The organism is Nonomuraea mesophila, assembly GCF_004352805.1.
Classification (GTDB): domain Bacteria; phylum Actinomycetota; class Actinomycetes; order Streptosporangiales; family Streptosporangiaceae; genus Nonomuraea; species Nonomuraea longispora.
In genome coordinates, this window is sequence record NZ_SMLD01000053.1 from 43,829 (window position 1) to 52,840 (window position 9,012).

6 protein-coding genes are annotated in these 9,012 nt (G+C 73.2%); 5 read left to right on the top strand and 1 reads right to left on the bottom strand.

What is annotated here, in order from left to right; translation table 11 throughout:
• Positions 1 to 2 precede the first annotated feature (2 nt).
• The gene (locus E1295_RS21050; protein ID WP_132632037.1) at positions 3 to 1,715 is read left to right on the top strand and encodes an alpha-amylase family protein; all 1,713 of its coding nucleotides are present in this window, start codon (positions 3 to 5) and stop codon (positions 1,713 to 1,715) included.
• On the top strand, positions 1,700 to 3,226 hold the full coding sequence (locus tag E1295_RS21055; protein ID WP_220448824.1) for an FAD-dependent oxidoreductase: 1,527 nt from the start codon (positions 1,700 to 1,702) through the stop codon (positions 3,224 to 3,226). The genes E1295_RS21050 and E1295_RS21055 overlap by 16 nt, the downstream gene beginning before the upstream one ends.
• Before the next feature lie 75 nt (positions 3,227 to 3,301).
• Here E1295_RS21055 and E1295_RS21060 read toward each other — a convergent pair whose 3' ends face one another.
• Complete coding sequence (locus tag E1295_RS21060; RefSeq protein ID WP_132632038.1) at positions 3,302 to 4,984, bottom strand: glycoside hydrolase family 84 protein; 1,683 nt, start codon at positions 4,982 to 4,984, stop codon at positions 3,302 to 3,304.
• 32 nt (positions 4,985 to 5,016) lie between these two features.
• Between E1295_RS21060 and E1295_RS21065 the strand changes: the two genes are divergently transcribed.
• From E1295_RS21065 to E1295_RS21075, 3 genes are all read left to right on the top strand, one after another.
• On the top strand, positions 5,017 to 6,876 hold the full coding sequence (locus tag E1295_RS21065; RefSeq protein WP_220448825.1) for an MBL fold metallo-hydrolase: 1,860 nt from the start codon (positions 5,017 to 5,019) through the stop codon (positions 6,874 to 6,876).
• Positions 6,873 to 7,913, top strand: coding sequence for a LacI family DNA-binding transcriptional regulator (locus E1295_RS21070; RefSeq protein ID WP_220448826.1), 1,041 nt, complete (start codon positions 6,873 to 6,875; stop codon positions 7,911 to 7,913). Before E1295_RS21065 ends, E1295_RS21070 begins: the two co-directional genes overlap by 4 nt.
• Positions 7,914 to 8,021: 108 nt before the next feature.
• The gene (locus tag E1295_RS21075; RefSeq protein WP_132632039.1) at positions 8,022 to 8,990 is read left to right on the top strand and encodes an ROK family protein; all 969 of its coding nucleotides are present in this window, start codon (positions 8,022 to 8,024) and stop codon (positions 8,988 to 8,990) included.
• The last annotated feature ends 22 nt before the right edge of the window (positions 8,991 to 9,012 follow it).

The window sequence follows — 9,012 nt, forward strand, 5'->3', positions numbered from 1 at the left end:
CCATGCGGATCACCACCACGGACACCGCCTACCACCTGGACAGCGGGCACTACCGGCTGACCGTCTCGCGCACCGACCCCAGCGCCGAGCTGGAAGGCTGGATGACCCTCAGTCTCATCGCCTCCGTCGCCACCAGGAGCGACCGCGACGAGACGTACGAGACCCTGCCGCCCGTGCTCGCCGAGCGCGGCGACGTGGCGGTCTTCGACTTCCCGCAGCGCTCGACCGCGTGGGAGGCCAAGACCGTCCGCCTCACCTGCACCCCCGAGACGATCGCGCTGGAGGTGCGGGTCGAGGGCGACGGCGTGATCGGCGACGTGACGCTGCTCGGCGGGCGGGCGGTGCTCAACACCCGCGCGGCCGGCACGTTCCGCTCGGGGGTGCACGCCCGCGGCGTCTTCAACCCCACGCCCACGCACCCCGTGCACGTGGTGCGGCCGGCGTCGGCGCCGCTCGCCCTCACCGTGATCGGCGACGCCTCGCCGGGCCGCCTGCACGCCGTCTTCTCGCCGCCGCCGCTGGCTCTCGCCTTCGGCAAGGGGGAGCCCGACGGGGGCGCGACCTCCGTACCGGAAGGCCCCTGGCTCGGGGCGTCGGTGCGCGCCGGGATCGCGGACCTGACCTTCACCGAGCTCCGGTACGAACCCCTCGATGGCGGCGCGCTGCTGCGCTTCGACTACGAGTGCCAGACGGCGGTGAGCGGCGCGTGGACGTCGCCGGCCGTGGTCTTCCGCGCGGCGTCGTCCCCCTGGGAGGCCGTCTCCCACCACCGGGAGGACCTCGTGGAGCACGGCCTGGCCCCCCAGGGCCCGGTCGCGGAGCGGCACGACTGGTGGAGCGGGACCATCTTCTGCGGCTGGGGCGCCCAGTGCGCGCGGGCCGCCGGACGCTCCCCGGTCGAGCTGTCCCGGCAGGACCTCTACGACGAGTGGCTGGCCAGGCTGGAGGAGCACGGCGTCGTGCCCGCCACCGTCGTCATCGACGACCGGTGGCAGCTCACCTACGGCAACCAGGAGCCCGACCCCGCCAAGTGGCCCGGACTGCGCGAATGGATCGCCGACCGGCACGCGCGCGGGCAGCGGGTGCTGTTGTGGTGGCGCGCGTGGTCGCCCGACGGCCTGCCCGCCGAGGAGTGCGTGACCGACGCAGCCGGCCGAGCCGTGGCCGCCGACCCGTCGAACCCCGCCTACCGGCGCAGGATCGGCGAGATCATGCGGCGGCTGCTCGGCGACCTCGACGCCGACGGATTCAAGATCGACTTCACGCAGTGGTTCCCCAGCGGGTCGCACCTCAAGGCGTACGGCTCCACCTGGGGGTTCTCCCTCCTGCACGAGCTGCTCGCCACCATGTACGCCGCCGCCAAGCGCGTCAAACCCGACGCCCTCATGATCACCCACACCCCGCACCCCGCGTTCGGGGACGTCACCGACATGATCAGGCTCAACGACGTGCTGGAGCTCGACGCCCGCGGCGAGCCCGTGCCCGCCGTCGACCAGCTCCGCTTCCGACACGCGGTGGCCGCGCACGCCATGCCGGAACACCTCGTCGACACCGACCAGTGGCCCATGCCCAGCAGGGCCGACTGGCTCGCGTACGCGCGGGAGCAGCCCTCGCTCGGCGTGCCCGCCCTGTACTACGTCGAGTCCATCGACAACACCGGCGAGCAGATCACCGGCGACGACCTGCGCCAGGTGGCGACGTGGTGGCGGCGATGAGGCAGGCCGAGGTGGTCGTGTACGGTGCGACGTCCGCGGGCGTGTGCGCCGCCGTCGCCGCCGCCCGCCGCGGCCTCGACACCGTGCTGCTCGAACCCGGCCGGCACGTCGGCGGCATGACCTCGGGCGGGCTCGGCTACACCGACATCGGCGACGCGCGCGTGCTCGGCGGGATGGCCGCCGAGTTCCGCCGGGCCGTCGCCGCCGCCTACGGGGTCGAGCCCGGCCACTACGCGGGTCCCGAGCCGCACGTCGCCGAGGCCATCTTCCTGTCGTGGCTGGAACGCGCCGGCGTGGAGGTCGTGTACGACGCCCCGCTCCGCACGGTGGTCACCTCGGGCGAACGCATCTATTCCGTCGTCACCCCTCAGGGCGACTACGGCGCCGGCGCCTTCGTGGACGCCGGTTACGAGGGTGACCTGATGGCCGCCGCCGGCGTGTCGTACCGGGTCGGCAGGGAGGACCGCACGCTGCACGGGGAGAGCTTCGCCGGGCGCCGCGAGGTCGTGCCCGGCATGCACAACTTCCCGCCGTGGATCTCGCCGTTCCGCGCCGACGGCACGCTCCTGCCGCAGGTCGCCGACGGGCCCATGGCCGAGGTGGGCGAGGGCGACGGCGGCGTCATGTCGTACGGCTACCGCGTCTGCCTGACCAGCGCCCCCGACCGCATCCCGATCGAGCGCCGGCCCGGCTACGACGAGGAGCACTGGGAGCTCGGGCGGCGGTTGTTCCGGCACTGGCGCGAGCAGGGCGTCGAGCCCCGCGCAGGACGGCTCGTCGGACTGGCGCCGAACCTCCCGAACGGCAAGTGCGACGGCAACTCGCTCGGGCCGTTCTCCCTCAGCGTGCTCGACCGCTCCGCCTGGGACTATCCGGAGGCCGGTCCCGGTGAGCGCGAACGCATCCGGCTGCACCACCTGCACCACGCCCAGGACCTGCTGTACTTCCTCTCCCACGATCCCGAGGTGCCCGCGAGCGTGCGGGCCGAGCTGGGGCGCTGGGGGCTGCCGCCCGACGAGTTCGGCGACACCGGTCACCTGCCCCACCAGCTGTACGTGCGCGAGGCGCGGCGCATGCTGGGGGACAGGCACCTGACGGAACACGACCTCGTGCACAGCCGCCCGCAGGAGGACGTCATCGCGATGGGGTCGTACCACCTCGACATCCGCGAGGTGCAGCGGACCTGGCGGTGGGTGTACGAGCACCCCGACCCGGTGCCGATGGTCGTCACCGAGGGCTACCTGTCGGTGGGGGTCGCCCCCTACCAGATCCCGTACGCGGCGCTCGTGCCCCGGCGGGAGGAATGCGCCAACCTCGTGGTGCCGGTCTGCGTGTCGGCCTCGCACGTGGCGTTCTCCTCCATCCGGATGGAGGTCCAGTACCAGATGCTCGGCCACGCCGCCGGGCTCGCCGCGGCGCGGGCGGCGGGCGGCGGCGAGGCCGTGCAGGACATCGACGTCACCGCCCTGCAGGACGAGCTGTCCGCCGCCGGCCAGGTGCTCGCCCTGTGAGTCCGCCCGCGCCGCCGTGACGGCGCGGGCGGGCAGGTGCGGGCAGTGGGCAGGCCGGGATGGTGAGGGATACGGTCAGGGGCCGGCCTGTTCCAGGGCGGATTCCAGGGCGGCGCGGACGAACGGCGGGATCACGCGGCGCAGGACGTTCGCCTGGTGCTCCTCGGCCCGTGCCAGCGCCCGCGCCACGGCGGGGGCCTGGGCGGAACGGGCGTCCGGGGCGGCGCCGAGCAGGTCGAGGGCGGCCAGGCCCGCCGCGGCCATGTCCTTGGCGGCCGCCACCCAGCGGGACAGCTCGGCGGCGATCGGACCCGGTACGTCCACCGGCAGCCCGGCCAGCCGGGTCAGTTCGGCGCGCAGCCGTTCTGAAGGTTCGCCCTTCAGCGCGGCAGCGCACAGCGAGGTGAGCACCGGGCTCTGGTCGGCGCCGGGCGGCCAGGACGAGCACGCCTCCACCAGCGGCAGCAGCTCCGTGGCGCCCGGCAGCAGCCGCACGGCCCGCTCGTGCGAGCGGGCCGGATCGTAGGCCGCCGGATGCCAGGCGTAGTCGGCCACGGTCGTCAGCGCGATCCGTGACGCCGCCGCCTCCACCATCGGGTTGGCCGTGACGCCCTCCAGCGGGACGCCGTCCAGCTCGGTCGCCCGGCCGGTCAGCGGGCCCAGGAAGACCCGGTCGAAGTCGAAGTCGTTGACGGGGAAGTTGTCCCACAGGGCGATCCGGTGCCCGTAGGAGGCCGCGGCGGCCGTCATGTCCCGCGCGGAGATCTCGCCCACCACGATGTCGGGCCCGGTCCACCAGACCAGCACGTCCGGCGGCAGTTCGGCGGCGAGCCGGTCGCGGTAGGCCGTCGCGCCGGTGCCCGCGTAGTCGGTGGGCACCATGGTCAGCGGCCGGTCGGCCCCGCGTGCGGCGAGGAACTCCGCGGCGAAGTCGCGGCACACGGCCGCGTGGGCGCTCGCGCTCGCGCCCTCCTCCGTGCCGAACTCCCGCCGGTCGGGCTCATGCCGCAGCTCGGGCGGGATGTCGTCGAACAGCAGCGCGAACTCCCTGACCCCCGCCTCCCACACCTGCTCGGCCTTGGCCCGCAGCGCCGCCCGCTCGCCGGCGTCGCTGTAGACCATGGACAGGCCGGGGCTCAGCGCGAACACGAACCTGACGTGCCGCGCCGCCGCCTCCGCCACCAGCTCGGCCAGCCTCGCCAGCTCCTCCTCCGGGTACGGCTCCCGCCACCGCTCCCGGTGGAACGGGTCGTCCTTGGGGGCGTAGACGTAGGCGTTGAGCTTGTGCCTGCCGGAGAAGCGCAGGTGTTCCATGCGGTCGGCGTGGGTCCACGGGGTGCCGTAGAACCCCTCGATGGTGCCCCGGAGCGGCAGGTCGGGCCAGTCGCGGATCTCGGCCTCCGGCACGCACACCCGATGTTCCGGGCACGACGACGGGGACCCGGCGAGGGCCAGCAGGGTCTGCGCGCCGTAGAACGCGCCCGCCGGGTCCGCGCCCACGATCAGCACCCGGTCACGGGCGGCGCTCAGCGTGTAGCCCTCCGGCGGCAGCTCCGTCCCGGCGTCCACCCGGACCTCCACCGTCACCGGCTCGCCCGTCCCTGGCCGCCCCGCGGGCGCGTCCGCCGGTTCGAGGGCGCGCAACGCGGCGGTGGCGGTGGAGGGGCCGGGCTGGATGCGGCATCCGCTGAGGTCGACGTGCGATCGGCCGGTCGTGAGTGTTTTCGGAAGGGGGACGATCCAGTCCAGGGCATGCATTGTGGGAACGATACCGGATAGAATCACGCCCCGTGAGTGAGGATGTGACCGAAGTTTTGCCCGGGGTGTTCCGAATTTTGGACACCTGCCACGTCTATGTCATCGCGGCTCCCGCCCGGCCGGGAGCGGAACGCACCGGGATCGCCATCGACTTCGGCTCCGGCCGGGTGCTCGACCTTCTGGGAGAGCTCGGCCTCGACCGGCTCACCGACGTTCTCATGACACACCACCACCGTGACCAGGCGCAAGGCCTGTCCAAGGCGGTCGAGGCCGACGTGGCCGTGCACGTGCCGCCGGTCGAGCGCGACCTGTTCGAGAAGGTCGGCGAGATGTGGCAGGGGCGGCGCATCAGCAACGACTACGACCTGCGCGACGACCGCTTCTCGCTGCTGGAGCCGGTGCGGGTGGACGGCGTGGTGCCCGAATACCGCACGGCCCGCTACGGCGGCGTGGACGTCCGCGCCGTGCCCACCCCCGGTCACACCCCCGGCTCCGTCAGCTACCTCGTGGAGACCGGCGGCACCAGGGCCGCCTTCACCGGCGACCTGATCTACGCCCCGGGGAAGGTGTGGTCGCTGGCCGCCACCCAGTGGTCCTACACCGAGAACGAGGGCCCCGCGATGGTGGTGCTGAGCTCGGAGCTGCTCCAGCGGGAGCGGCCCGACGTGCTGCTGCCCTCGCACGGCGAGCCGATGACCGACCCCGCGGACGCCCTCACCCGGCTGTCCGCGGCGATGCAGCGCTACGTCGACTTCCGCCGCCCGCACCCCTGGAACGTGCGCGGGCTGCTGGCCGAACCGTTCATCGAGGTCACCCCGCACCTGCTGATGAACAGGAGCAGCCAGTCCTACAGCTATGTCCTGCTGTCGGAGTCGGGCGCGGCCATGGTGTTCGACTTCGGCTACGACATGTGCACCGGCCTGGTGAGCAGCACCGCGCGTGAGGCCCGCCGGCCGTGGCTGGCGTCGCTGCCCGCCCTGCGCGAGCTGCACGGCGTCACCGAGGTCGAGGCCGCGCTGCCCACCCACTACCACGACGACCACGTGGCCGGCATGCCCCTGCTGCGCGACGTCGAGGGCACCGAGATCTGGGCGCCGTCCCACATCGCCCCGATCCTGGCCACGCCCCTCCACCACGACCTGCCCTGCCAGTGGTTCGACCCCATCCCCGCCGACCGGGTGCTGGGGCTGGGGGAGACGGTGCGCTGGCACGAGTACGAGATCACCGTGCACGACCTGCCGGGGCACACGCTGTACGCGGCGGCGTACGAGTTCGAGGTGGACGGGCATCGGGTGCTCGTCACCGGCGACCAGCAGGACGGCAGCGGTGTCCCGGGTGAACGCCAGGAGATCCTGAACTTCCAGTACAAGAACCGGTTCAGGATCGAGGACTACCGCGGGAGCGCCGCACTCTACCGGCGGCTCCGCCCCGACCTCATGGTCAGCGGCCACTGGCGGCCCCGCTGGGTCGACGACGACTACCTGCGCATGCTCACCGAGCGCGGGGAGGAACTCGTCGCCCTCCACCACGACCTGCTCCCGCTCGACCGGCTCGACGTGGGGGCCGACACGGTGTTGTGCCGCCTGACCCCTTACTATTCGAGCGTCCCCGCCGGGGGCGAGATCACGCTGACGGCCACGGTGCGCAACCCGTGGCCGGGCAAGGCGACGGTCACGGTGGAGCCGGTCGTTCCACCGGGCTGGCGCCGCGAAAGCGGGTCTTCGACGCTAAGGCTGGACGGAGGGGGTATGGATCAGGTGCGTCTCCGTCTCGGCGCCGACGACGTGCCGCGGCGCCGCGTACGCCTCGCCGTCGATGTGACCATCGGCGATCTGCGCCTCGGGCAGCACGCCGAGGCGCTGGTCGACGTGGTCGGGGAAGGCCTTCGATGACCATGGAGCGGCGCCCGTCCCCTGGTCGTTCGCGGCGTCCCACGATCAAGGATGTCGCGGAGGCCGCCGGAGTCTCGCGCTCCACCGTCTCCCGGGCGCTGACCGGCCGCGGCTACGCGGCCAGTGACGTACGCGAGCGGGTGCTGCGGGCTGCGGCCGAACTCGGCTACGTCCCCGACGTGATGGCCCGCACCCTCAAACAGCAGGTGAGCAGGTCCGTCGGCGTCCTGGTGAGCGACCTGCGCAACCCGTTCTACGCGGAGCTGGCCGCGGGGGCGAGCCGGGAGGCCCGCGAACGCGGCTACACGATGGTCCTGGCCGACACGAGCCTGTCGGCCGAGGCGGAGAGCGAGGCCGCGGAGGCACTCGTCGCGCTCCGGGTGGCCGGCGTGGTCGTGACGCCCAACTCCTCGGCCGTCTCCACCTACCTGAGCACCCATGGCATCCCGGTCGTCGAGGTCGACCGGCAGTTCGCGGCGGGCTCGACCGACGGCGTGGTGGTGGGCAACCGCGTCGGCGCCCGCACCGCCACCTCCCACCTGGTCGAACTGGGACACCGCAGGATCGCGCTGTTCATCGACGAGACCGACTGGACCACCGGCTACGAGCGTTACCAGGGCTATCTGGAGGCGCTCGCGGCCGGCGACATCAAGGTCGAGCCCGAACTGGTCGTCTCGTCGGGCTGGGACGTCGCCGACTCCCGCCGCAGGGCCTTCGACATGCTGCGCGGGCCCGACCGGCCCACGGCCGTCTTCGCGGCCAACAACGTGCTCGCCGAGGGCGTCTGGCGGGCGATCGGCGAGCTGGGGCTGCGGGTGCCCGCCGACATCAGCCTCGTCGCCTTCGACGACGCGCCCTGGATGAGCATGGTCTCGCCCACGGTCAGCGCGGTCTCGCAGAACACCTACGGGCTCGGCGCGACCGCCGTACGCCGGTTGTCGGAGCGGATCGAGATGCCCGACGCCGACTCCGTCACCACGGTCCTCAACGTGCGGCTGATCAGCCGCGAGTCCACCGCACCACCCCCCGCGGTCTGACATTTCGGCATATGTCGCGTTGACCCGCGGGGAAAGGTCGTCCTAGGATCCCGTGTGGGAACGATGTCACACGGCCCCTGTGTGACGCGCGTTCCCGTCGGAGGCCCAATGGAGCACGATCTTCCCCCCGTTCTGTCGCTGGACATCGGCGGCACCAAACTCGCCGCCGGCGTCGTCACGGGCGACGGCCGGATCCACGGCTGGCAACTCGCCCCCACCCTCAGGGACGACGGGCCGCGGCGGGTGCTGTCCAGGCTCTTCGACCTGGGCAGGAAGGCCATCGCCGAGGCGGGCGTGCCCCAGGTGGCGGCCGTCGGCATCTCCTGCGGCGGGCCGCTCGACGCGGCCGCCGGAGTGCTGGAATGCCCGCCGCACCTGCCGGGGTGGATCGACATCCCCATCGGCGCGATGGCGACGGAGGCGTACGGCGTGCCGTCGGCGCTTGAGAACGATGCCACGGCCGCCGCGCTGGGCGAACACCGCCACGGCGCGGGCCGCGGCACCTCCACGATGCTCTACCTCACCGTGTCCACCGGCGTCGGAGGCGGCGCCGTCATCGGCGGGCGCCTGCACCGGGGCGCGGCCGGCAACGGCGGCGAACTCGGCCACGTCATGGTCCGGCCCGGCGGGCGCGCCTGCTCCTGCGGCCGGCGGGGCTGCCTCGAGGCGTACGCGTCCGGCACCTCCATCGCCGAACGCGCCCGCGAGGCCATCGCCGCGGGACGTACCTCGTCCCTGTCCGCCATCGAGCTCCCGACGGCCGAGGACGTCTCCCTCGCGGCGGCCGCCGGTGACGCGCTGGCCACCGAGATCTGGAACGAGACCACGGAAGCGCTCGGCACCGCGATCACCGACCTGGTGAACGCGTTCGAACCGGAACTCGTCGTCCTCGGCGGCGGCGTCACCCGTTCCGGAGCCCGGCTCCTCGACCCCGTCACCGCCGCCGTCGCCAGGGACGCCATGCCTCCCGCCGCCCGCGCCGCCCGCATCGAGCTCGCACAGCTCGGCGCGGGGGTGTGCGTGGTCGGGGCCGGCGCCGTCGCACACGACCTCGTCTCAGGAAAGACCGATGCCTGACCTGCCCCCACCGACCACCGCC